Source organism: Methylococcus capsulatus, from assembly GCF_036864975.1.
Lineage (GTDB): Bacteria > Pseudomonadota > Gammaproteobacteria > Methylococcales > Methylococcaceae > Methylococcus.
Map to the genome: position 1 here is coordinate 1,828,373 of NZ_CP104311.1, position 22,984 is coordinate 1,851,356.

A 22,984-nucleotide genomic window follows, 5' to 3' on the forward strand; every position below is an offset into this window, starting at 1 on the left:
CGATGGATGCATCGGCAGGTCTGTGGGGCTTGTTTGCCAGCGCCTTCGTCTCGGCCACCCTCGCGCCGGGGGGATCGGAGGCAGTGCTGGCCTACCTGGTACATACGGGCTATGCGCAGCCGACCGAACTCGTCGCAGTGGCCAGCGTGGGCAATACGCTGGGAGCGATGACGACATGGGGGATGGGCTGGCTGTGGGCGCGCCGGCGCCCGCTGGAGGTCGAAGCGATCGAGAATCCGCGCCAGCGCCGCGCGGTCGCATCGCTCAAGCGCTGGGGCAACGGCCTGCTGCTGATCTCCTGGATACCGGTGCTCGGCGACGGCTTCTGCTTCGCCGCCGGCTGGCTGCGGCTGTCGCTGGTCCTGTCCGTGGTCTACATCGCTATCGGCAAGGCCCTGCGCTACGCCGTGGTGGCGTGGCTGGCGGGCTGAACTACCGCCGGTACGGCGACGAGTACGGTCGGCTGTTCGAGACCTTGAGCGGCCGCGACAGCGACAGAATCTCATCGGCGATCGTCGCATAGAGTTCCCGCGTCCAGTCCGGCTGTCCGGCAGTGGTCTGTTCCAATGGCCAGGCCCTGGGATCGTGCGGGGCGATCACCACCTTCACGTTTTCCTTGCCCACCTGCGCCGCCAACACGAACAGCTCTTCGATGGCCTCATCGCCCATGGCCAGGCATCCCGCCGACACCGCCCGGCCATGGATGAAGATGTCCGACCCGGGATTGGTACGACCTTCGAGCTGGGCGTAATACAGGTCGAAATCGTTGGGGTAGTTCAGCTTCATCGACAGGTGGTAGTTGCTGTTCGGATTCAGCCCCACGATCCGATAGACGCCCTCCGGCACTTGTTTGTCACCCTGGCGCAGCTTGGGCCCTGCCGAGCCGCTGGCGGCTTGGATGGCATAGTCGCGGATCAGCCGGTATTCGCGATCGTCGCGCGCCCACAGTTCGAGCTTCTTCTCCTGCTTCAGGCCGATCAGCACCACTTCGCGAGGGGGGTAGGCCACGCCGGCCCGGTCGAAAAAGGGCTTCAGCTTCTGAACCGAATACGGGCCGAAATCGCGCAGCACATCCGATACCGTGCGCTGGTCTGTGCCGCTGAAGAGCGGTGGCAGGTAGGCGGGACGGCGGAATGCGGGTTTGGGAAGATAGGCTCGTTCGGTCGGGGCAGCCGCGAGGCTGTCCCTGTGGGACTGTTTGTTCGAGCCAGCGCAAGCTGTCAACAGCAGGGTGACCACGGGAAGCAGATAAGCGGCTTTCGGTAGCATGCTCGTTACCTCGACACGACGTTTTCCAGCAACACACATTATGGCGGTGCCGGAAACATCCCGCCAACTGCCGCGCTGCCCATCGACGGCTGCGGAGGCTTTTTCCCGGGCATACGTCTTGCCTGGATCAGGCGTAAACTTTCGTTGCATACCCAACCCACGGACCTATCCGCTATGGCCAGTCTTTCCACGCGACATTCTTTGAATCGTTTCCTGTTGCTGGCGGCGCTGCTCGCTACCTTCCTTGCCCGGGCAGACGACCGCGACAAGGCCAACGATCTCCTGCGCGATGCCACCATCACCTTCAACGAATTCGTCGCCGACCCCAACATGGGGTGGTTCCGCGACAACGTGAAGGACGCCAGGGCTCTGGTGATCGCGCCCCAGGTCCTGAAACTGGGTTTCATTTTCGGCGGTTCCGGCGGCAATGCCGTGGTGCTGGTCAAGGACAAACAGACCGGTGAATGGGGATACCCTGCGTTCTACACGACCGGGGCCGTGACCGCGGGCCTGCAGATCGGCGGCGAGCTGACCGACGTCATCATGATGGTGATGACGGAAGGCGGCATGAACGCGCTGCTCAGTTCCAAGTTCCAGCTCGGGGCGGATGCCAGCATTGCCGCGGGCCCCGTCGGCACCGGCAGCCAGGTGGCGACCGTGGACATCCTCCAGTTCAGTCGGGCCAAGGGGATTTACGGGGGGCTGACGCTGGAAGGGGCGGTGATCACCCCGCGGGAAGACCTCAATTCCGCCTTTTACGGGCGGATCGTGGACCCGGTGGATATCCTCATCCGCCACGCCGTGACCAACCCCTTGGCGGATCGGCTGAGGGCGGCGGTCGCCAAGGCGACGCTTTCCAAACCCGTTTCCCATTGATCCTGCCAGGTGCCTTACGTCATGACGAATCCATTGTTCGAGCCGTTCCGGCTCGGTCCATACACCTTGAAGAACCGCATCGTGATGGCTCCGCTCACCCGCTCGCGTGCCGGGCAGCCCGGCAACGTGCCCACGGCGCTGAACGCCGAATACTACCGGCAACGGGCCGGCGCCGGGCTGATCATCTCCGAAGCCACCCAGGTATCTCGTCAGGGACAGGGTTATGCTTGGACGCCGGGTATCCATTCCGCCGAACAGGTGGAAGGCTGGCGGCTTATCGCCGATGCCGTCCATGGCGCCGGCGGTCTGATGTTCATGCAGCTCTGGCATGTCGGCCGCATCTCCCATCCGGCCTTGCAGCCGGGGGGCGCATTGCCTGTGGCACCGTCCGCGATCGCGCCGACCGGCATGGCCTTCATTGTCAACGCCGAAGGTCAAGCTGAGTTGGTGCCTTTCGTCACGCCGCGCGCTTTGGATCTCGAGGAGATACCCGGCATCGTCGGCCAGTACCGCGATGGCGCCCGCAATGCTCTGGACGCCGGCATGGACGGCGTCGAAGTCCACGCCGCCAACGGCTATCTGCTCGATCAATTTCTGAATTCCAGCTCTAACCGGCGAGAGGACGCCTATGGCGGCTCCCCGGAAAACCGGGCGCGTCTTCTGATGGAGGTCCTGGATGCGGTATGCGACGTCTGGGGCGCGGACCGGGTGGGTGTACGGCTATCGCCGCTGGGCACTTTCAACGACATGGGCGATGCCGACCCGGAAGCGACGTTCGGCTACGTGGCCGAACGTCTGAACGATTTCCAACTCGCCTATCTGCACCTGGTGGAGCCTTTCGTGGCCGGCAACGCGCCCGCCGCAACGCAGGACCCGCGAGGTGAGGCCATCATGGCGATGATCCGGAAAAGCTTTCGGGGACCGCTGATCGTCTGCGGCGGCTACGACCAGGCCAAGGCTGTGGCCTGCGTCGAGGCCGGTAGGGCCGACCTCGTCGCCTTCGGGAAGCTGTTCATCGCCAATCCTGACCTGCCCGAACGCTTCAGGCGAGGCGCCCCTCTGAACGGCTGGAACGAAGCCACCTTCTACGGTGGAGGCGCGGAAGGCTACACCGATTATCCGGCATTGACGGATGCCTGACGGGCGCCATCGGGATCGATCGAATGTCCGAGATGGTCGGTTCCTGCCTTCCGCCGTCTTGCCCGGTCCGCCTCAGGTCCAGGCTGTCCGGAGGAAGAGTGACTTTGCCGTGATGAATCTTTTTGATCTTGGAAGGGCGACCGAAAGGGGTCAGCCGATAGTCGCGAGGGAGCGCCTCCGGCTAGAGGCATGCCATCACTCGGCGAGCACCGCCTTGCGGGCATGGTGCGTCAGCGGATGGGTGGAACGCGCAGCGGTTCTGCTGGCAGCGATCGGAGGATTTGTTTATACTTCCCGACCCCGATTGCCGGGATGGCGAAACTGGTAGACGCGCCAGACTCAAAATCTGGTAGTGGAAACACTGTGTCGGTTCGATTCCGACTCCCGGCACCAAAATATATCGTGTTACGACTGGCATTGCGGCCGAGTAGGACGGTTACCGATCCGAAGCCATGGCCCCGACCGGAAAAAAACGCGACGGCACTTGTCGCGCCATCGTCCCCATTGCGGGTCAGCCGACCCGCATCGTGAGCTTCTTACAGAGGGCCCAGGCTCGCGAGATTGATGTACTCCCTCCGGCTCCTTGAGCAATTGGCGCAGGACGGCAGCGGCTACCGGGTGTTTCGCTACGCCATGCCCTTTGAAGCTCTCTCCGTTGTCATGCAGCACCCTGGCAAAAATGCCAGTGCTCCTTAGCGTGCTCATTCGTTTTTTCGCAGCGGTGTTCTACTTGCTAATGTAGGGTGGAAACCGACAAAGGGCGTTTCGCCGCGTCGCCTTGGTTGATCAGCCGACCTGGTGAAACCTGTTGACTATAGGCTTTCAGGCAGGTTTGTCCCTTGGACGGATTTTTGCTTGTCCGATCATCAGAGTCGTCAAGCCATTCGATGAACCTGCAACAGCCTTGTCCAAAAACGGAGCAATACGCCATGAACGAAAGTACTGCAAACATGGCCGAAATTCTCGCGAACGTCCTGAAATTGTCCCGTGATGCGATTGCCAATGTTTCAGAGCGGGAGCAGCTCAGCATCGCGGTGGAGTCATTGGTGATGTCCACTGAACATGCCAGACGCGCTCAGGATCAGACCGAAATCGCGCTGCTGGCCCTGGAGGAATATCGTCGCCAGAACCGCAAACTGTTCGAAGCATGTCAGAAGTGGGAGGCCATAGCCAATGAGCTATTGGTGCGGTTGGCCATGGTGACACGGCCGCCTGGACAGTCAAAGCGGATGCATTGAGGCAGCGCGTCGCCAGCCCCCTAGGTGGGGGGCTCGCCCCCGCGGCCATGGTTACAGTGCCATCTCTTTATCTCCGAGCTGCGGCGCAATAGGATGGAGTCACCCGGATCGGGGGGCCTGATTTTGAAGTAGGAGGCAATATGAATGCAGAGCAAATTCTGCATGCACTGGGTCTGGTCGAAGAGGGCGGCGTTTGGCGACGGAAGACGGATGGCCGGATGGTCGGAGAGGATACCGCAGCGGTGCTGATAGCGATGAAAGGGGATATCGTCCGCATGGCGTTCGAACCCGGAATCGATGAACCCCTTTCCATGAAGCAGGCCATGGAGGCATTGCGGCTGATTTCGGCTCTGGAAAAGCGCTAAACTCCCCACCGCGTCGAGTTCTTTCCCTCCGGGGTGCAGAGGCGCGCAGTGCGTCTCACTTCGGCCTGCCGCCGTTTTGGCGTATTTTAACGTCGGTACAGCCGCATGAAAGATGACGCAGCGTAGATCATCACGGCGAAAAGAACCCATTCTTCGAGAGATACCGACGTCGGGTCATCGTCCACCAATACGATGCCGGCGAGAGCGGCGGTTACGATGATGGCGTAATTGAACATCGGCGCACCTGATCAGCTTCAAAACAAGGAGAGAGGACAATCTACCGCATTTGCCCCTTTTGGTTGCAGGCGGCTCCTCGCGGGGCGTCTTTTTTTTTCGGTGTATCATTCGAGCGACCGCCGGTTTGCTAAAGGCGATGGAGCCCGTGCGAGGCGGATTTTCTCAGGAAGAATCTAAAGATGACGCCGGGCAACCTTCGCAGCACGCTATCCCGCCATGTTCGGCTTCCCTCTTTGCATGCGGGACGACGGCTGAAGCTTAAGCAAAACAATTTCGGTTTTCTGCTGGCCGGTCTGGTGTCGACCCTGATCGCCGGGCCTTTGCTGCGGGAATTTTCTGTCCTGTCAAGGGATCAGGAATTCCTGGTCTGGCTGATGGAGTCAGCATTCAGCCTGATGGTTCTGATCGGGGTTTGGAGCCTTCAGGAAAACAGGGGCATGTTTCGCCTGGGGTTGCTGCTCGGCATGCTCAGTCTGCTGTTCCCGGTACTCGCCTGGCGTGACCGTTCCCCCTTGCTGGGTATCCTGGAGGTGTTGGTCTTTTTGCTGTTCTGTGTATCGAGCTGTTATCTGGCGGCCAAACACGTGTTCCGAGGGAAGGAGGCCGACATTAACCGGCTGTCGGGTTCGGTATGCGTTTTCCTGCTTATCGGATTTATTTGGGGTTTCCTCTACATCCTCTTGACCATGGTGCGCCCCGGCGCTTTCCAAGGGCTCGACCTCGGCGAGTCCATGCACGGGCGGTATGATGAGTTGCTGTATTTCAGTTTTGCCACGCTGACCACGCTGGGTTACGGTGACATCACGCCGGCGACACCGCTGGCCCGGATTCTGAGCATCCTCGAAGTCTTGTGCGGGCAGTTTTACCTGACGATTCTGGTGGCCAGCCTCGTCGGGAATTTTCTTGCCGGACGGATCCAGCGTTAGCTTGGCTCGTCTCCGGCGCCGAGCCAGGCTTTCAGCAGGGCATGGCTCACCGCCAGGAGGGTCGAGCCGATGAAGATGCCGATGAAGCCCCAGGCAAGCATGCCGCCGATCACGCCCAGAAACACGATTGCCAAAGGTGTGCCGCTGCCCTGGGCGATAAGATAGGGCTTGATGAAATTGTCGATCGTGTTGACGAACAGTCCCCACACCACCAGGAAAATCATCCAGCCGGTCTGGTCTTGAACTTCCAGCCACACCGCTGCCGGTATCCAGACCAGCGCGGTGCCGAGCTGCAGCGTAGCCAGCAGGAAACTGGCAAACCAGAGCAGCAGCGCGCCCGGCACCCCGGCGACCAGCAAGCCGAGTGCGGTCAGCACCGATTGGATCAACGCGGTTCCCATGACCCCGATGGTGACGCTGCGGATCGTCAGTTCAGCGGTGTGCACCAGGTCTGCGCCGCTTTCCCCGGCGATGGCGGCAGCGAACCGTTCGAGCAGGCTGGCGAGCGACTTGCCGTGGACGAACAGAAAGCCGGCGAGCACCGTGGCGAGGAGGAATTCGAGGAGGGACAAGGTGAGATGGGCTCCCTGACTGACGGTCCAGGCGGCGGCTTTGCCAATCCAGGGACGTATCTTGGTCAGGGTCGTCTCGAGATTTTCGACCGCCGCCAGCCAGCGCGATTCGATTTCGGGTCCGGCCAGCGGAATGCGGTTCACCCACCCGGGCGGACCGGGGAGACGGAGCGACGAAACTTCCTCGGTCATGTGTAGAACGTCCTGCACATGCTCGGTCAGCGAGTCGATCATGAGGGCCACCGGCATGGCGATGACGAGGAGGATCGCGACGGTGATCAGCGTGGCGGCGATGCCGGCACGGCCGCCCAGCCGCCGCGTCAGCTGTTCGAACACCGGCCAGGCGGCCACGGCGATGATAGTGGACCAGATCAGGGCACTGGTGAAAGGTGCGATGATCTTGATGCAGGCGGCAATTAACAGGCCTACCGTCAGAAGGCCGATGGCGCGTTCGAAAAAACGGTCGTCCGGCATGACGGCTCAGATGCGGCGGAGGGTTTCCAGAGCGTTGCTGACTTCCCGCGCGAAAGCCGCCAACAGTTGGCTCTGGGCCGAGACCAGCGATTCGGTATCGCCGGCTTGGGCCCGTGCCTGGTAGTTCGAGCGTTTCCGATAGACAGTGGTGTCGCCTTTGGAGATGCTCCAGGCGACGTCCAGAACGCTGGTGCCGCTGCCGTCGGTGTGGAAGCGGTCGATCCGGGCCTCGAGCTGCAGTTCGGGCCCGTCGCTGCGATGCCAGGGATAAATGATGAAGTGGTCCGCCGGATGCAGGTGCGCTAGGTTTTCCGCCAGGACCCGGGTCAGATTTTCCTGTAGAGGTTCCGACCAGCGCTGGAATTCATCGAGCTGCAGCCGGTTCCGGCCCTCGGCGACTACGATCTGGGGCCGGTTCAGGTAGGATGCCAGTTTGATCGGGCCGACGCCGACCACCGCGGGTCTGAGATTCGCCGGTGTTTGCGGGGAGGTGACGAGTGGTTGCAACTGGTAGAACTTGGCCGGTTCGGTGTGCCGTAGACAGGCAGGGGAAGCCAGCGCGGCCAGCATGAGCAGCATCAATGGAGCCGGTTTGTGGTCTTGGGGCATCATGCTCATTCTCCGTCGTTGTCCTTGCCCACGATCAAGGCGTTCGGGTTGCGCTGAATGAAGTCACTCAGTACCCGGATTGCCCGTGCCGCCTGGGCGACTTCGTCGATCGCTGCATCGAGTGTGTGTTGGAGCACGGGATCGTTGACGCTGCCAGCGGCACTGTCGACCTGGCGCATGGCGGCGGCGGCGGCGACGAGGGCTTCGTCTAGATGTTTCAGCGTCGGTTGCGCCTGGCGGTCCAGATCGTTGGTCAACCGGCGGTGATCGCCGATGGCGCCGTCCAGGTTGGCGAGCACGGGGCCCAGGCGGGCCCGCGATTCTTTGAGGGTGGCGTTGAGTTGCTGCAATGCCTGGTCGGTCGTGGTGAGTATCGATTCGATTTTCGGCGAATTGAGCAGTGCTTCCGCCCGCCGGATGGAAGCGACCAACGCGGCCGCGATCTCGTGCAGCGGCAGCTGGCGGAATTCGGAAACCACCTCGTCGATGGTGTTGGTGATTTTTTCCTTGCTGGATGGGATGGCAGGGATTTCCTCGTAAGGGTGGAAGTCCAGGGTATTCCCCACCAGATTGATCGGTGTGTAGGGGAAGAAATCCAGAGCGACATAGAGCTGGCCAGTCACCAGGCTCTGTACTTGAAGCTGGGCCCGCAGCCCGCGTTCGATCAGTGGCTGGATCCCGTGTTTGCGCGTTTTCGTCACGTGGCCGGAGCGATCGACCATCTTGTTCGGGTCCACTTCAATCACCACCGGTGTCAGGACGCGGCTGCCGTCCATGTCGGCGAGGACACGGATGTCGACCACATTGCCTACCGTGACGCCCTTGACCTTCACCGGCGCGCCGACGTTCAGTCCATTCACCGATTCGGTGAAATACACCACGAACCGCATCGCATCGCTGACTTTGAGCTGGGTGAACGCCAGCACGCAAGCCACCAGCAGCACCATGCCGCCCACCACGAAGCCGCCGATCAAGGTGGGATTAGCCTTGTTCATCGGGATACCCCAGGACCTGTCTGAGTTGCTTGTCCGGACATTGTGCGATGGGCCGAGCTCCCGGCTTGGCCGCGGGTCAGGAACGCCAGCACCCGCGGATCGTCGCTTTCGGCCAACAGTTTACGCGGATCACCCAAGGCGATCATGGTATGAGACTCGGCGTCCAGGAAAACGGAGTTGTTGCCGATGGTGAAAATGCTGGCCAGATCGTGGGTGACCACGACGATGGTGCTGCCCAGACTGTCACGCAGGTGCAGAATCAGATCGTCCAACAGTCTAGCGCTGATCGGATCGAGACCGGCGGAAGGCTCGTCAAAGAACAGGATTTCCGGGTCCAGGGCCATGGCCCGCGCCAGACCAGCCCGCTTCTGCATGCCCCCGCTGATTTCGGAAGGGTAGTAATCCTCGAATCCGGCCAGCCCGACCAGGGCCAGCTTGAGTGAAACCAGCTCGCGGATTTCTGCCGGACCGAGCCGGGTGTATTCGGCCAGGGGCAGCGCGACGTTTTCGGCCAGGGTCATCGAGCTCCACAAAGCGCCGCTCTGGTAGAGCACGCCGAAGCACCGCATCAACCGTGCCCGCTCGGCGTCAGAAACGTCCCACAATCCCTGACCATCGTAATAAACATGGCCGGCAGCGGGCTGCTGCAGACCAATCATATGCCGCAGTAGCGTGCTCTTGCCGCAGCCGCTGCCGCCCATGATGATGAACACGTCCCCACGGTCGACCGTGAAGTCCAGGTCCTGCTGGATGACGAAATCGCCGTAAGCCAGAGTCAGGCCGGTGACGCGAATGTGGGGCTCTGTCATAGGTCGGCTCTTCTACAGATGCAGGATCGTCGTGACGACCGTCATGACTGCATCGGATGCGATGATCAAAGTGATGGCCGTCACCACGGCCGAAGTCGTGGCCAGGCCGACCGCGGAAGAGCTTCGTCCGCATTCCATGCCGCGCAGGCAGCCCGACAGTGCCACCAGCACGCCGAACACCGTGCACTTGAACAGTCCCACGGTGATGTCTCCGAAATGGACGAATTTCTGCAACTCGTTCAGGAACTCCGCGCGGGAAATGCCGTAAGTGCTGATGCCGACCAGCGCGCCGCCGGCGATGCCCATGATGTCGGCATAGATGCACAGGACCGGCATCATGAGGACAAGGGCTAGTAAGCGCGGCAGCACCAGGAAATCCATCGGGTTGATGCCCATGGTCCTGAGCGCGTCGATTTCTTGGTTGACCTGCATCGTGCCGATCTGAGCGGCGTAGGCGGCGCCGGTGCGTCCGGCCATGATGATGGCCGTCATCATGGCTCCCATCTCGCGCACCATGCCGATGCCGACGGCGCCGGCGATGTAAATCTCGGCGCCGAACATCGACAGCTGATGTGCACCCACAAACGCCAGGATCATGCCCACCAACAAGCTGATGAGCGTCACGATCGGTAGCGCCCGTACCCCGGCCTCCTCTACGAACAGCCAGAAATCGACCCGGCGAAATCGTGCACGCCCGGCGAAGAAACGAAGGAGGCTGAGTGAAGTCTCGCCGATGAAGCCGAGCAGACTGCCGGTCAGGTGCCAGACCGTCAGGGCGCGCAGTCCGACGCTTTCCAGAAATCCGGGATTGGCCTCGGTCCGGCGCGCGTCCTGGCGCTCAGGCACCGCATAAGCCAGTTTCAGCAGCCCCTGCACGCCGGCAGGCAGGCCGTCCAGCACGACGGGGACACCGCTTTTGCGGCAGGCATCGACGATCCGCACCAGGAAGGTGAGGAGAGTGCTGTCCCAAGCCGCCAGGGCGTCGGTCCGGAAGGATACCGTCGCGGATTCGGCAATCCGTTCGATGAGGTCGGCGAGTCCGGCATCGCCGTTCACGATGCCCTCGCGCGTCCAGTTGCCGCCCAGAATGAGGACCAGGACGTCCCCCCGGCTTTCGATGCTCAGTTCTCGGCCCGGTTCGGGTTCCTTGGACATGCAGACAGGTTAAGACGCGGAGCTGACGGGAAGTTGGTCGATTATCGCAATATCGGACGGCGGTCGCCATGTCGTAGGCGGAAAATGGGCATATCACAAGCCGTTTGTGTGTGCCGCGGTGAGCGTCATGGTCGCCCTCGCGATGCCGATTGCGGTTCGCGTACGGCGCATTCCCTCGTGACGAACGGGGCTACGGGAAATCTTGCCCTGGGTTCATTTATTCACCAGAGTCAATCCGATGGTACAAGGTGCCAAATCATCGACAACCAAATGTTTTGCAATTGAATGACCTAGCAGTGCGCTCGAGCGGGACAGGCCAAAAGCTTCGCTTTCGTCTTGCCCTTTCGCTTGAACGTCGAGCCGCTCACCGAGGGAATTGATCCAACGTATGCAATTACGCGCCATTGGTTCTCCCTGCCCGGATCCATACTACGCGCGAAGCGCGCGCCAACCTTTACTGCCTCATTGCCCAAGCTGCGGAATCTCATCAGCTGATTCATAGTGTCGGAAAACGGACAAGTGCCGTTTTTATATTAACCGAGGATTGGGATCCATTCAGGAAACGCGATAGCGACTCCCGATTCCCGGCATGCGCGAATCCATCCAACAGGGCATGGCCGAGCCTCTTGGCAAGAGCGCCGGTTTGAAGAGCAAAACATTTGAACTGTTGGCCGCTCTCTTTACCGATTCCGTTTCAGAATCCGCCGCCATATGAGGAGCTTGTGGGCGATTTGGCTGGCGCATACTCAGCCGTATCAATATGCAGAGTTGCTTGGCTTATGAGAGTCCTTCGCTCTAAGGATCGGGTAGTTCGTGTGCTCCGTATGTGGATGCACTACGGGCAAAAGCGGTCCAGCCCTTCGTTGCAGGGGACACGCCCCTGACTCTGCCGTAAAACCATGAGCCGGAGTAAATCCCCCGCATCGTCGGGGGATTTACCGGGTTTGACTCGTTGTCCACCTTGAAAGATACGGGTTTTCTTCGAGCCGGTTAACCCTATTTCAGGCTCAGAATCCACTGCACCAGTTGTTTCGCCTCCGCTTCGCTGACCTGAGGGTTGGGGGGCATCGCCATGGTGCCCCACACGCCGGAGCCTCCCTTCATCACTTTCTCGGCGAGCTTGACATCGGCGCCTTGCTGGCCGGCGTATTTCTGGGCGACGTCCTTGAATGCCGGCCCCATGATTTTTTTGTCCACCGAATGGCACATGACGCAGTTTTTGGCTTTGGCGAGTTCCTCGCTGGCCTGCGCGTAGCCGCAGAGCATGGTGCCAAGGGCCGCATACAGGGCCAGGCTCTTCGTTCTTCTAAGCATGTTTGTTCTCCTCCACTTGGATGATGGTGAACTGCGGCGCTCGTCCCGCACGGTGTGGTGTCTGGGCGGGTACGCCGAGCGGATGATGGCATGGCCGAGTCGATCTCAACAAGAATCCGTATCCTGGAAGTTTTGAAGAGGTGCCAGTTCGCTGCTATACATTAAGGGGTGCCGAATCTCGTCCAGACTACAACAGGACCGCTGGAAATGACTTTGCCACGATTCACGACGGCCGCCGTGTTGCTCCCGCTGCTTGCCGGTTGTGCCGAAGCGCCGTTTCGGCTGGCTATATTGGAAAATGCGAGTGAAACCGGGGAGACGGATGCCGCCGACGACCGGATTCCGCGCCTGAATTCCTCCGCCGACGGGGACTTGATCGAAACCCTGCTGGCGGATTATTTCAGGTCGCTGGAGTTCCGCGCCGTTCCGGTGCAGACGGCGATGGCACCTGAGCACGAGGCCCCCACCCCGGCCCGGCGCTTATCGGGCCGGGGAATCCGGGTGATTCCGGTGGGTCCGCCCAAGCACCACAAGAACGGTTTGTGGCATTACCTGCGGGAGCGGCTGGAATTGACCCGCTGGAACCATCCATCGGTAGAGGCGGAAGTGGCGGGTTTCCGGGCCCGGCCGGCGCGGGTTCGCGGTCTGGCCAAACGGGCCGAGCCGTTTCTGCATTATTTGGTCGGCGAGATCGAGCGCCGGGGCCTGCCGCTGGATCTGGTGCTGGTGCCGATGGTAGAGAGCGCCTGCGACCCGAGCGCGCTTTCGGCGAAAACGGCCGCCGGTCTTTGGCAGTTGATTCCCGCCACAGGGCAGCGCTTTGGCGTGGAGATGGCGGCGGACTACGATGGCCGCTATGACATTCATGCTTCCACCGGTGCCGCCCTGACCTATCTGCAGCACCTGCACAACCGGTTCCAGGGCGACTGGCTACTGGTCCTGGCCGCTTACAACGCCGGGGAGGGGGCAGTCCAGCAGGCGATCGCGGACAACCGGGCGGCGGGCCGTGGTACCGATTTCTGGAGTCTGCCGCTGCCGCCCGAGACCCGTGGTTACGTGCCGAAAATACTTGCTCTCTCACGCATCCTCGCAGGTCCCGACCGCTATGGACTCGAGCTCGAACCGGTGCCGGGCACACCGGCCCTGGCACGGGTGGAGATCGATGCCGGTATCCGTCCCGCCGATGTCGCCAGCGCCGCCGGTCTGCCCGAGCCCATGTTCAAACTGCTGAATCCGGCGCTGAAATCCATCCATGCCGCGCCGCAGCGCAAATACGGCCTGATGCTGCCGCTGAAAAACGCACAGGCCATGACATCGAGCCTCGAGGGGGCGGAACTGGTGTCGGTCAAGACCATCGTGGTGAAGAAAGGGGAAACGCTCGCCGCCATCGCCAAACGCCATGGGGTTTCCGAAACGGCCCTGGCCGGCTGGAATGGCTTGGCGCCTAACAGTCGCCTCAAACCCGGCCAGGAACTGCTGATCTATCCGGCTTGAGGGAAGCGGATCGCGGATTTCGCCGCCATTCCGAGCCGGAACGGCTTGACAGACGTAAGATGCGCTTGTAATACATATTACTGACGCGGGAGTTTTTGAGTTCTCGCCACTGCCCTACGGGGTAGCCGGGTTCGTCGGCTTAGATAGAGCCTTAGGGATCTCGATGCAAATCAAACGCTTGAAGTTTCCCCATTGGTGGCGCCCCGAGCCCTTGCCGACCAGCTTGGCGGAGCAATGCCGGCCCGCCTTGGCGGCCGGCCATCTGATTTCCGGTCTGATCGGCATCCTGTGTGCCCGCCGGATGCCGGATAGCTGGCCGGCGGCGACAGCCGTGGTGGGATTGGTCATCTTCGCCATACAACTTGCGCGCTGTCTGCATCCGCCGGCTGGTGCCTCGGCCCTGATGTCAGTGCTCGGGGATGCCGGCATCCGGGCCATGCCGGTGGTGGACGGGGGACGGCACGTCATCGGCATCGTCACGCTCAAGCACTTCTTCCGTCACTTCCGCATCGACAGCCTCAACGCCTGGCTGAAGTCCCTTCTGCTTCCCCGGCTTCGGTCGACCTCGACGAAGCCGGCGGTCGTCGCGCAGATCATGACCACTCCCGCCATCACTACCCAGCAGCACGTGCACATCGCTGAACTGGCCCGGCTGCTCAGCGAACATGGCATACATCAGGCAGCCATCGTCCGCGAGCGCCGCAAGCTGGTCGGGCTGGTGACGCAAACCGATTTGATCGCCACCCTGTATCGTAGTCTTCTACCCCGACTGGCTCAGCCGGCGATGGCGGTGGCTTTGTGATCGAACCCGTCGCTCCGGAGGATTTCCCGCGGGTGTTCGCGGCCGCCGCGGCGACCGTCTTGGGAGGGGCCGGATACGCGGGACTGTTTGCCTGGGCGCGTTTGAGAAACCGGCGGCTGTGGCTGGTCGGGGCCTACATGTGTTATACGGCATCGGCCGCTGCCATGCTGCTGCTGGCCCGGATCGCCCACCTCAACGGCGCGTGGCAGGGAGTGGTGGTTCTGATGCTGGTCGGTTACTTGCTGGCTCCTCACGGTATCTGGCATTTGTGCGCCGCCAGCCATCGTCTCGAAAGAAGTTCCCGGGCCCCGCCAGGGGATTGATCCTCATCGTCGAAGATCGTGCCGGTTTTGACAACGAGAACAACCGCAAGGGGGAGTTGGCATGAGTACCACACCGCCCGTCTGGGCTTCTGAGAGCTTTTGGAAAAAGGTCGCGATCTGGGTCACGGCCGGTTCGTTCATCATCCTCATCATCCTGACTTTCGATACGCTGTCGAAGACGGCGGTCGGCGGCAGCCGCGTGCAGGCCTACAGCGTGATCAACAAGGCCATCGACTACCGCTTCGATTACACCCTGAACCGCTACCGCCCGGTATTCGGCGGCGACGAACCGCTGTTCGGCCGGTCGCTGAGCGAGGATGAAGCGGCGGCCTTGGTTACTCAGGGCAAGAAGACAGTGCAAGCCAAGAACTGTATGAACTGTCACACCCTTCTCGGCAATGGTGCTTATTATGCTCCCGATCTCACAAAGGCATGGCTCGATCCCAATTGGGGCAGCGTCGAGGAGCGCGAAGCCAGGATGCTGGCATTTTTGCTGGACCCGGAAAAAAACGCCGTGACTTTCAGCTCAGGGCGCAAGATGCCAAGACTCGGAATCACGGACGCCGAAGCGCGCGCCATCGTCGCCTTCCTGAAATGGATGTCGGCCATCGACACCAACGGCTTTCCCACCAACTTCAAGACCATTGGTCACCAGGAGGATTGAGCATGCGCACCGGAATCATCGATAGCGCCAACCTGAACGGGGGGCAGCAGCTGGCGGTGAAGTATTTCAGCGTCGCGCTCGTGCTGTTCCTGGCTCAGATGCTGTTCGGTCTGCTGGCCGCGATCCAGTTCGTTCAGCCGGATTTTCTCTACAACGTGCTCGATTTCAACGTTAACCGTATGGTGCACATCAATGCCATGGTGGTATGGATGCTGTATGGTTTCGTCGGCGCAGTGTACTGGCTGCTGGAGGAGGAGAGCGGCACTCGCGTCGTCGGGCTGGCGGTGGGCAACCTGGCGTTCTGGGTACTGACCGTGGCGGTTGCCGTCGTGGTGGTGGTCTACCTGCTGGTTCAGACCGGTCCCGGCAACGACCTCACCCGCTGGTTCGTGAACGAAGGCCGCGAATACCTCGAAGCCCCGCGCTGGGCCGACCTCGGCATCGTCGCCGTGTTGGGCGTGTTTTTCTACAACGTCGCTGCCACTTTCTCGAAGGGCCGCTGGTCCGGCATCGCCGGCGTGCTGACCTTGGATCTGGTGGCTTTGGCCGGGCTCTATTGCGCCGGCATGTTCTATCTGACCAACATCACGGCGGACCAGTACTGGTGGTGGTGGGTCATCCACCTGTGGGTGGAGGCGACCTGGGAGGTCCTGGTCGGTTGCATCATGGCCTGGGGTCTGATGCATGTGCTGGGCGTGCGGCGGCGGATCGTGGAAACCTGGTTGTACATCGAGGTGGCGCTGATGTTCGGGTCGGGCATACTCGGCCTTGGCCATCATTATTTCTGGATCGGCACCCCGGATTACTGGTTCTCGATCGGGGGGTTCTTCTCGGCGCTGGAGCCGATTCCTCTGGTCGCCATGGTGGTGCATTCGGTCTACGATGCCGGCGTCCACAAGCTCAGAAACGGCAACCATCCGGCGCTGGCCTGGATCATCGCCCACACTTTCGGCAATTTTCTCGGTGCAGGCGTTTGGGGCTTCATGCATACCCTGCCGCAGATCAATTTGTATACCCACGGCACCCAATGGACGGCATCGCACGGCCACCTGGCCTTCTTCGGCGCCTATGCCACCATCAACATCGCATTCTTCTACATCGCCATGCAAACTTGGCGGGGCAATATCTGGCTGGGCAGCGGCCTCGCCGGAGACGGCTGGAAGTGGAAAGGGGCGCTCGCCCTGCTCAATCTCGGCGTGATCGGAATGACCGTGGCGCTGTTGATCGCCGGCTACGAGCAGTCATTCATCGAACGGGCGGTGGAGGGTTCGACCTGGGGAGGCTATTTCGCCGCTCAAATGCATCCCTGGTTCCAGCAGGCCATGGCCTGGCGCCTGGTGTTCGGTGCGGTAACGCTGGCGGGTGTCGTGCTGCTGGTGTGGGATCTCCTCACCATCGGCGTGGGTGAGACGCGCCGGGCGCCGCAGTTCGCGGCCGAAGCCGGCTAGCGCCCGGAAACCCTGGGAGGTGGATGTTGCGAGGGCGGTTTTTCAACGGTTTGGGAGGCATTATGTCAGTTGAACACGATTCCGTACACGAAGATGCGCCACGGGGCACGTGGGTCTTGCTTTGTCTGGTGGCGATGGGGATGGCCGCGGCCTGGTTGTTCCTCTATTTCGGGGTGTTCCTGCCCCGTGGCCAAGTGGGTTAGCCATCTCAAGAGCGACCGGCTGCGGGGCGCTTTGTCCCCGCAGTGCGAAACCGGCGCGTCAACGAAAATAAGGGGAAAAGGTTATGCAAATCCGTTTTCCAGACAAAAAATGGTTCCACGAAAAAACCGTGGGCCTGTGTGGAGGGATGTCCCGGATGGAAATCAATGAACTCGAAAGGAAATGGTTGTTCGTCTCTCTCGCCATGATCGGTATGTTCGTCGGCGCGATCGTCGTCACCGCGATCGGAAAGGGTATTCATCCGCCCAGCCATGTCGAGACCATTGATTCCGCCAGCCTGCATCTGAGTCAGGAGTTTGCCGAGGACAAGCTGGGTGTCCAGCCCGAGCCGCTTGCCGACGGTTCCCTTCAGGTCCGGCTGGTGGCCGGCCGCTACGGCTTCTATCCCCGTGAGATCGAGGTACCGGCCGGGCGTCGGATCGTTTTCCGCATGGCCAGCATGGATGTGCTGCACGGCGCCCACATTCCCATGACCAACATGAGCACCATGATCGTGCCGGGTTACGTCTCCGAGGTGGTCAGCGTTTTCCCCAAGCCGGGGGAATACCCCATGCTCTGCAACGAATACTGCGGCCTGGGCCATGACCACATGTGGAGCAAGGTGACCGTCGTCGCCCAGGAGAACTGGCGTGAGCCCGCGACCGGAGGAAAGCAGCCATGAACGATGCAACCGTGAACCGTCTCACGCTTTTCAACTTCTGGGTGGCCTTCGGGGCGTTCGGCCTGGCCTGTTTCTTTGGCATGTACCAGGTTCTGGAACGCAGCGGGCTGTTCGCCTTTTTACAGTCGCCCGCCGTCTACTTCGCCTCGGTCAGTACCCATGGCGTGCTGATGGCATTCGTGCTGACGACCTTTTTCATCATGGGCTTTGGCTATTACACGGCAGCGCAGAGTCTCCGGCGGCCGCTATGGAATCCGCCGCTGGCCTGGGCCGGCTACGGGGTCTGCCTGTTCGGAGTGGCGCTGGCGGCGGTTCCGCTGCTGCTGGGCAAGGCCTCGGTGCTGTATACCTTCTACCCGCCCATCCAGGCCAACGTCTTCTTCTATCTCGGGGCAACCCTGCTGGTCGTGGGGTCGTGGTTCTGGTGTGTGATCATGTTGGTGATGTTCGCCCAATGGAAAAGGGATCATCCCGGCGAAACTGTGCCGCTGCCGATGTTCGCCACCGCCGCCAATGCTCTGCTGTGGCTGTGGACCAGTGCCGGCGTGGCTCTGGAATCGGTGTTTCAGCTGTTGCCTTGGGCGCTCGGCCTGACCGACACCATCGACGTCGGCCTGGCCCGTACTCTGTTCGCCTGGACCCTGCACCCCATCGTGTATTTCTGGCTGATTCCGGCCTACATCGCGCTGTACTGCTACGTCCCGCAGGCCGCCGGCGGCAAGCTGTTCAGCGATCTGTTGGCGCGCGCGGCATTCGTGCTGATCCTGGTGCTGGGCCTGCCCATCGGCTTCCACCACCTGTACATGGATCCCGAACAGGGAGCAGGCTGGAAATTCCTGCACATGGTCGGCACTTTCGCGGTCGCCATTCCCACCCTGCTGACCGCCTTCACCGTCATCGCCTCGCTGGAGATGGCTGGACGCCGTCGGGGCGGTGCCGGGCTGTTCGGCTGGATCGGCGCTCTGCCGTGGAAGCACCCGATGGTGCTGGCGGCGATTCTTTCGCTGCTCATGCTGGTGCTCGGGGGCTTCGGCGGTATCGTCAACGCCAGCTATGCCATGAACGCCATGGTGCACAACACCGCCTGGGTGCCGGGCCATTTCCACCTGATCTTCGCCGGCACGGTGGTCACCATGTATCTTGCCGTCGCCTACAAGCTGTGGCCGGAGCTGTGCGGACGCAGACTGTATTCCGACGATCTGGCTCTGGTGCAGCTGTGGGGCTGGTTCATCGGCATGGTCATCATGACCACGCCCTGGCATATCCTGGGTCTCTTAGGGCAGCCGCGGCGGATTTCGGCAGTCCAGTACAACAGCGTACTGACTCTTTCCTGGGAGCCGTATGAACTGGCCATGATCGCCGGCGGGTTCATCCTGGTGGGTTCCGCCTGTCTGTTCGTCTATCTGCTGTACAAGACCCAGACTGCTGGTGGAAAGGTCGATGCCAGGGAGGATATGGAGGACGCCCCCCCCACGGGGCGCCGGCATGGCTGAATGGGTTCGCCCTGTGGAACCGTCTGATCCTGGTGCTGATGGTGTTGAGCTACGGCTATCCCATCCTCCAGTTTTTCCTGCTGAAAACCCATAGTCCGACCGCCTGGGGGTATTAAAGATGAAAGCCATCCTGCTCGTGACGACCGGCATGATGTTGGCAGCCGGCGTCGATGCGGCTCCTTCCACCCAGGTCGCGTGGACGCCAGCGACACTCGACTTCGTCAAGAAGGGTGACGCCGACCGTGGCAAGACGCTGTCCGCCCCTTGCGCCAGTTGCCACGACGGCACCGGTACCAATCCCAACCTGAACGGCCAGTTGCCGACTTACCTTTACCGCCAGCTGCAGGACTACAAGAGCGGCACCCGCCAGGACCCGGCCACGATCATGAACGCCATGGCATCAACCTTGCGCGATCAGGACATGGCCGACTTGGCCGTTTGGTACGGCCAACAGGTGCCGATGCTCGGTGCCGGCGGAGCCACGGATGTCACCGGCATCGCCGAGCGGGGGGAAGGCCGGCGCATGGAGCCGGCCTGTTCCGCCTGTCACGGTACGGGGGGGCAAGGTGAGAAGGTCGATACACCCCGTCTGGCAGGTCAGAATGCGGCCTATCTCGAAGCCACACTTCTGGCCTACAAGAGCGGTCAGCGCGCCAACGACATCTACAGTCGCATGCGGCTGATCGCTGGCAAACTCAGTGACGTTGAGATTCGGCAATTGGCCGACTATTACTCCAGGCTGAAATAAAGTGCCGGTATTAAGGAGGGTGCGGTTCCACATCGTACCCTCGTATGGCGACCTGATGCACCGCTTCCCCAGCGCGATCCGTGGATCTGCGCGCGCGTAGGTGTCCTCTTCGAGGGGCGTTCTTTGATCGCTGTCAAAACATCCGCCGGCGGCAAAAAACTTGACGGGTTTTGCGGTCAGGCGTATGATTTCGACACGAAACAACATGCCAAAGGAGGTCGAGATGAACAAGTTATCGTTTTTGCTCGGGGGACTCCTGGTTGTTTCCGCCGCCCTCGGCGCGGCCGAGACCAAGGTGAACTACCCCGAGGGGTTTCGCAGTTGGTACCATGTCAAATCCATGGTGATCCAGCCGGGGCATCCACTGGAAAATCCCTTCGGCGGGATCCACCACGTTTATGCCAACGCCGAGGCTATTCAGGGGCTCAAAAGCGGCAACTACCCGGACGGCGCGGTATTGGTGTTCGACCTGTTCGACTACCTGGAGGACAACCACGCGCTGGTGGAGGGCAAGCGCAAGCTGGTCGGGGTGATGGAACGCGATGCCAAGCGTTTTGCCGCCACCGGCGGTTGGGGCTATGAAGGATTCGGCGAAGGCAAGCCCGACAAGCGCCTGGTCACCGATGGCGGGCAAGGGTGTTTCGGCTGCCACGCCGCGCAGAAAGACAGCCAATACGTGTTCTCCAAGCTCCGGGACTGACCGTTTAAGTTTTCTTCCGCGACCAGCCGCGCCTTTGCTTAAAGGCGCGGTTTCTGTTTTGGTCCAAAGGCGAGCTGAGCCAAGCGGAATGGCGCGTAGCAGTCGAACGTTTTCTTCAGGGGTGGGTCGGGTCTGAGCCCGTTGCGCACGCAGAGCGGCTGGTTCGATGACAAGTCCTACCGTTAAGAAATCCAAGCACACACCGATCACGAGCTGATCGTCATCGGCCGGTCCAGGCGACCCCATCGGGTCCTGGCCGCCCGCTTTTGGCTTTGACCAGATTCAAGGACTTCGCCAAGGCGACCAATTCCCAAAGCACTTCTTTTATCTGTCTCCGTCCAGGTCAGGGAGCACGCCCCCTTGTCCCTCCACCCTTCCGTGTCTCCGCGCCGCAGTGCCATAGCCGGCGGTTTGTACGGATTACTGATCGGCGATGCCATCGGCCGCTGCTACGAATTCAAATCCGCCGCCGAATTGCCGCCGCCCGAAGCCATCGCCATGCGACCTCCGTGCGGCTACCCCGCCACTTATCCGTTCGTTCCCGCCGGTACCTGGACCGACGATGGGGCCCAAGCGCTGGCCCTGCTCGACTCGCTGCTCGAAAGCGGCCGGCTCGATCTGGACGACTTCGGCGCCCGCCTCCTGGCCTGGTGCGACGAGGGGGTCTACACTCCCGACGGGCAGGTGTTCGACATCGGCATTCAGACCGCCCGCGCATTCAGCCGGATGCGGGCCGGAATACCCGCAGCCCGGGCCGGCGACGCGCACGAACGTGCCAACGGCAACGGGGCCTTGATGCGGGTGCTGCCGCTGGCGCTCTGGCATCGGAGCGATGACGCGGAACTGGTCCGGCTGGCAATCGAGCAGGGTAGGCTCACCACGGCCACCCCCGCAGCGGCGTGACATGCGCACTCTATTGCCTAGAAGGAGCACAAGGAAGTCGAGCGGAGCGAGCGAGTGCGACGCCCCCCGCGAAGCCGTAGGCCCGGATGTTTTGTCGGAGTCTGCGGTTTCCTCGCGGGTGGAGACAAAACACATTAGGGAACCGACACGGCGTCGAGTCAGTGTGGGAGCCTCGGCGGAGAGCGTCGCTTGAGAGACGGACGGAGCCGAGGCGGACGCAGGACGGCGCGGGCCGCCGAAGGCAAAGACGTCGCCATAATTTGCTCCCGAGGGTGACGGGGATGTCCCGTCGGGTTTCGCAAAAAATGGCGACGCTCCAGTTTCTCAGTGAGCCGGATGTGCCGGATTTTCGAGATCTCCCGGAGCGGGTTTTACGAATGGACCGGTCGGCCTGAAAGCGTCCGCAAGCAGGCGGACAACCGCGTGACAGGTGAGATCGAGCAGTCCTTCGAGGACAGTCGCCAAACCTACGGAACGCGGCGGATCCAGGACGCGTTGGACCGGCAGGGGCAGCGGGTCAGTCGTGCCCGGATCGGCCGCCTGATGCGCCAGCAGGGGCTGTGCTGCAAGACCCGCCGGCGGTTTCGGGCGACCACGAACGCGAACCCCAGCCTGCCGGTGGCGCCCAACCATCTGAATCGGCAGTTTCAGGTGGCCGAGCCGGATCGGGTCGATGTGGGCGACATCACCTATGGGGCCACCGGCGAAGGCTGGCTCTACCTGGCGGTGTTTCTGGACCGGTTCTCGCGCCAGGTGGTGGGCTGGGCCCTGTCGGCCTGGATGACGGCGGATTTAGGTCTAGATGCCCTGCAGATGGCCCGCTGGCGCCGCCGGCCCGGAAGGGCCTGCTGGTGCATTCGGATCGCGGCAGCCAGTACGCCTCAGGCCGCTTCCAGGCGCTGCTGAAGGACCAGGGCTACGTCTGCAGCATGAGCCGCAAGGGCAACTGCTGGGACAACGCACCGGCCGAGAGCTTCTTCCCTACCCTCCAAACGGAGCTGATCCATCAGCGCCGTTTCGAGACCCGGGAGCAAGCCAAGCAAGAGATCTTCGAGTACATCGAAGTGTTTTATAACCGGCAGCGCAAGCATTCGACACTCGGTTATCGAACTCCTGCCGAGTTCGACACACTGCACCGAAAAGCCGCCTGATTTTGTGTCCGGACTGGATTGCGCGGACCGGTTCGGGGTGTGCGCGAACGTCGAATTCAGCTATCTGGCGCAATGGCTGTGGGCGCAAAGCCGGTGGGAGTTGTAGTAATTTGGTGACCTGGCCGACTAGTTAACGAAATCGTTGTCATGGGAGTGGCTCATGAATCCTTACCGAAAAATTTATGAAGGTGCTGCGGGGTTCATTACTGTTCCGGAAGCCCTGCGCCATCATCGGGTGGAGGTCATTCTTTGGCCCCTGGATGAAACAACGCCGACGCAACTGGTTAGGCGCCGCAGTCCTCCTCCTCAATTCGCAGGGCGGGTTAAGGATCTGGGCGATGTGATGAGTACCGTTCCTGCGGAGGACTGAGGACAATGATCGTCCTCGATACCGAA

Annotated in this window: 29 protein-coding genes and 1 tRNA gene; 22 read left to right on the top strand and 8 right to left on the bottom strand. The window is 61.5% G+C overall.

Features of this window, described 5'->3' with window-relative positions:
• Positions 1–2: 2 nt before the first annotated feature.
• Entirely contained in the window at positions 3–431 is a 429-nt protein-coding gene (locus N4J17_RS09065) for a YqaA family protein (RefSeq protein ID WP_198321868.1), read from the top strand.
• A gap of 1 nt (position 432) precedes the next feature.
• Here N4J17_RS09065 and N4J17_RS09070 read toward each other — a convergent pair whose 3' ends face one another.
• Positions 433–1,269: a L,D-transpeptidase family protein gene (locus tag N4J17_RS09070; RefSeq protein ID WP_370525801.1), complete on the bottom strand. Its 837-nt coding sequence runs from the start codon at positions 1,267–1,269 to the stop codon at positions 433–435.
• A 201-nt stretch (positions 1,270–1,470) separates the two neighbouring features.
• Here N4J17_RS09070 and N4J17_RS09075 point away from each other — a divergent pair, with 201 nt between their 5' ends.
• From N4J17_RS09075 to N4J17_RS09095, 5 genes are all read left to right on the top strand, one after another.
• Positions 1,471–2,145 (top strand): lipid-binding SYLF domain-containing protein, encoded by a 675-nt coding sequence (locus N4J17_RS09075; protein WP_232470228.1) that lies wholly within the window; start codon positions 1,471–1,473, stop codon positions 2,143–2,145.
• Positions 2,146–2,166: 21 nt separating this feature from the next.
• Positions 2,167–3,285 (top strand): alkene reductase, encoded by a 1,119-nt coding sequence (locus tag N4J17_RS09080; RefSeq protein ID WP_198321809.1) that lies wholly within the window; start codon positions 2,167–2,169, stop codon positions 3,283–3,285.
• A 306-nt stretch (positions 3,286–3,591) separates the two neighbouring features.
• Positions 3,592–3,678 (top strand) — tRNA-Leu (locus tag N4J17_RS09085).
• A 536-nt stretch (positions 3,679–4,214) separates the two neighbouring features.
• Positions 4,215–4,523, top strand: coding sequence for a hypothetical protein (locus tag N4J17_RS09090; protein ID WP_198321808.1), 309 nt, complete (start codon positions 4,215–4,217; stop codon positions 4,521–4,523).
• Positions 4,524–4,663: 140 nt separating this feature from the next.
• Positions 4,664–4,888 (top strand): hypothetical protein, encoded by a 225-nt coding sequence (locus N4J17_RS09095; RefSeq protein ID WP_198321806.1) that lies wholly within the window; start codon positions 4,664–4,666, stop codon positions 4,886–4,888.
• 86 nt (positions 4,889–4,974) lie between these two features.
• Here the strand turns inward: N4J17_RS09095 and N4J17_RS09100 are convergent, their stop codons facing one another.
• Positions 4,975–5,124 carry a hypothetical protein gene (locus N4J17_RS09100; protein ID WP_198321805.1) on the bottom strand — a complete coding sequence of 50 codons (150 nt, stop codon included), beginning with the start codon at positions 5,122–5,124 and terminating at the stop codon, positions 4,975–4,977.
• 180 nt (positions 5,125–5,304) lie between these two features.
• On the opposite strand from N4J17_RS09100, the gene N4J17_RS09105 reads away from it, so the two are divergent.
• Positions 5,305–6,051: a potassium channel family protein gene (locus tag N4J17_RS09105; RefSeq protein ID WP_198321804.1), complete on the top strand. Its 747-nt coding sequence runs from the start codon at positions 5,305–5,307 to the stop codon at positions 6,049–6,051.
• On the opposite strand, the gene N4J17_RS09110 is transcribed toward N4J17_RS09105, so the two are convergent.
• From N4J17_RS09110 to N4J17_RS09130, 5 genes are read right to left on the bottom strand one after another with little or no spacing between them, the layout of a single operon-like run.
• On the bottom strand, positions 6,048–7,097 hold the full coding sequence (locus tag N4J17_RS09110) for an AI-2E family transporter (protein WP_198321803.1): 1,050 nt from the start codon (positions 7,095–7,097) through the stop codon (positions 6,048–6,050). The two genes, N4J17_RS09105 and N4J17_RS09110, sit on opposite strands and share 4 nt — an antisense overlap.
• Positions 7,098–7,103: 6 nt before the next feature.
• Positions 7,104–7,709 carry a PqiC family protein gene (locus N4J17_RS09115; RefSeq protein ID WP_198321802.1) on the bottom strand — a complete coding sequence of 202 codons (606 nt, stop codon included), beginning with the start codon at positions 7,707–7,709 and terminating at the stop codon, positions 7,104–7,106.
• Between the two features lie 2 nt (positions 7,710–7,711).
• A complete protein-coding gene (locus N4J17_RS09120) occupies positions 7,712–8,701 on the bottom strand; it encodes an MlaD family protein (RefSeq protein WP_198321801.1) in 990 nt (329 codons plus the stop codon).
• Positions 8,698–9,510, bottom strand: coding sequence for an ABC transporter ATP-binding protein (locus tag N4J17_RS09125; RefSeq protein WP_198321800.1), 813 nt, complete (start codon positions 9,508–9,510; stop codon positions 8,698–8,700). The genes N4J17_RS09120 and N4J17_RS09125 overlap by 4 nt, the downstream gene beginning before the upstream one ends.
• 12 nt (positions 9,511–9,522) lie before the next feature.
• Positions 9,523–10,665 carry an ABC transporter permease gene (locus N4J17_RS09130; protein ID WP_198321799.1) on the bottom strand — a complete coding sequence of 381 codons (1,143 nt, stop codon included), beginning with the start codon at positions 10,663–10,665 and terminating at the stop codon, positions 9,523–9,525.
• 589 nt (positions 10,666–11,254) lie between these two features.
• Between N4J17_RS09130 and N4J17_RS09135 the strand changes: the two genes are divergently transcribed.
• The gene (locus N4J17_RS09135; protein WP_255527192.1) at positions 11,255–11,380 is read left to right on the top strand and encodes a hypothetical protein; all 126 of its coding nucleotides are present in this window, start codon (positions 11,255–11,257) and stop codon (positions 11,378–11,380) included.
• A gap of 281 nt (positions 11,381–11,661) precedes the next feature.
• Here N4J17_RS09135 and N4J17_RS09140 read toward each other — a convergent pair whose 3' ends face one another.
• Complete coding sequence (locus N4J17_RS09140; RefSeq protein ID WP_198321798.1) at positions 11,662–11,979, bottom strand: c-type cytochrome; 318 nt, start codon at positions 11,977–11,979, stop codon at positions 11,662–11,664.
• 207 nt (positions 11,980–12,186) lie between these two features.
• Here N4J17_RS09140 and N4J17_RS09145 point away from each other — a divergent pair, with 207 nt between their 5' ends.
• The 14 genes from N4J17_RS09145 (at position 12,187) to N4J17_RS09210 (ending at position 22,958) form a co-directional block, all read left to right on the top strand.
• On the top strand, positions 12,187–13,473 hold the full coding sequence (locus N4J17_RS09145; RefSeq protein ID WP_198321797.1) for a transglycosylase SLT domain-containing protein: 1,287 nt from the start codon (positions 12,187–12,189) through the stop codon (positions 13,471–13,473).
• Positions 13,474–13,636: 163 nt separating this feature from the next.
• On the top strand, positions 13,637–14,275 hold the full coding sequence (locus N4J17_RS09150; protein WP_198321796.1) for a CBS domain-containing protein: 639 nt from the start codon (positions 13,637–13,639) through the stop codon (positions 14,273–14,275).
• A complete protein-coding gene (locus N4J17_RS09155) occupies positions 14,272–14,598 on the top strand; it encodes a hypothetical protein (protein WP_198321795.1) in 327 nt (108 codons plus the stop codon). Before N4J17_RS09150 ends, N4J17_RS09155 begins: the two co-directional genes overlap by 4 nt.
• Positions 14,599–14,659: 61 nt before the next feature.
• Positions 14,660–15,262: a c-type cytochrome gene (locus N4J17_RS09160; RefSeq protein WP_198321794.1), complete on the top strand. Its 603-nt coding sequence runs from the start codon at positions 14,660–14,662 to the stop codon at positions 15,260–15,262.
• A gap of 2 nt (positions 15,263–15,264) precedes the next feature.
• Positions 15,265–16,710 carry a cbb3-type cytochrome c oxidase subunit I gene (locus N4J17_RS09165; protein WP_198321793.1) on the top strand — a complete coding sequence of 482 codons (1,446 nt, stop codon included), beginning with the start codon at positions 15,265–15,267 and terminating at the stop codon, positions 16,708–16,710.
• Between the two features lie 62 nt (positions 16,711–16,772).
• Positions 16,773–16,913: a hypothetical protein gene (locus N4J17_RS09170; protein WP_198321792.1), complete on the top strand. Its 141-nt coding sequence runs from the start codon at positions 16,773–16,775 to the stop codon at positions 16,911–16,913.
• A gap of 146 nt (positions 16,914–17,059) precedes the next feature.
• Positions 17,060–17,593 (top strand): cytochrome C oxidase subunit II, encoded by a 534-nt coding sequence (locus N4J17_RS09175; protein WP_198321791.1) that lies wholly within the window; start codon positions 17,060–17,062, stop codon positions 17,591–17,593.
• Entirely contained in the window at positions 17,590–19,086 is a 1,497-nt protein-coding gene (locus N4J17_RS09180) for a b(o/a)3-type cytochrome-c oxidase subunit 1 (RefSeq protein ID WP_232470226.1), read from the top strand. Before N4J17_RS09175 ends, N4J17_RS09180 begins: the two co-directional genes overlap by 4 nt.
• A 118-nt stretch (positions 19,087–19,204) precedes the next feature.
• Positions 19,205–19,834: a c-type cytochrome gene (locus N4J17_RS09185; RefSeq protein ID WP_198321790.1), complete on the top strand. Its 630-nt coding sequence runs from the start codon at positions 19,205–19,207 to the stop codon at positions 19,832–19,834.
• Positions 19,835–20,057: 223 nt separating this feature from the next.
• Positions 20,058–20,534 (top strand): cytochrome P460 family protein, encoded by a 477-nt coding sequence (locus N4J17_RS09190; RefSeq protein ID WP_198321789.1) that lies wholly within the window; start codon positions 20,058–20,060, stop codon positions 20,532–20,534.
• A gap of 360 nt (positions 20,535–20,894) precedes the next feature.
• Positions 20,895–21,437: an ADP-ribosylglycohydrolase family protein gene (locus N4J17_RS09195; protein WP_198321788.1), complete on the top strand. Its 543-nt coding sequence runs from the start codon at positions 20,895–20,897 to the stop codon at positions 21,435–21,437.
• Positions 21,438–21,773: 336 nt separating this feature from the next.
• Entirely contained in the window at positions 21,774–22,343 is a 570-nt protein-coding gene (locus tag N4J17_RS09200; protein ID WP_232470246.1) for an IS3 family transposase, read from the top strand.
• A complete protein-coding gene (locus N4J17_RS09205) occupies positions 22,289–22,588 on the top strand; it encodes an IS3 family transposase (protein ID WP_198321786.1) in 300 nt (99 codons plus the stop codon). Before N4J17_RS09200 ends, N4J17_RS09205 begins: the two co-directional genes overlap by 55 nt.
• Positions 22,589–22,748: 160 nt before the next feature.
• On the top strand, positions 22,749–22,958 hold the full coding sequence (locus tag N4J17_RS09210) for a hypothetical protein (RefSeq protein ID WP_198321785.1): 210 nt from the start codon (positions 22,749–22,751) through the stop codon (positions 22,956–22,958).
• The last annotated feature ends 26 nt before the right edge of the window (positions 22,959–22,984 follow it).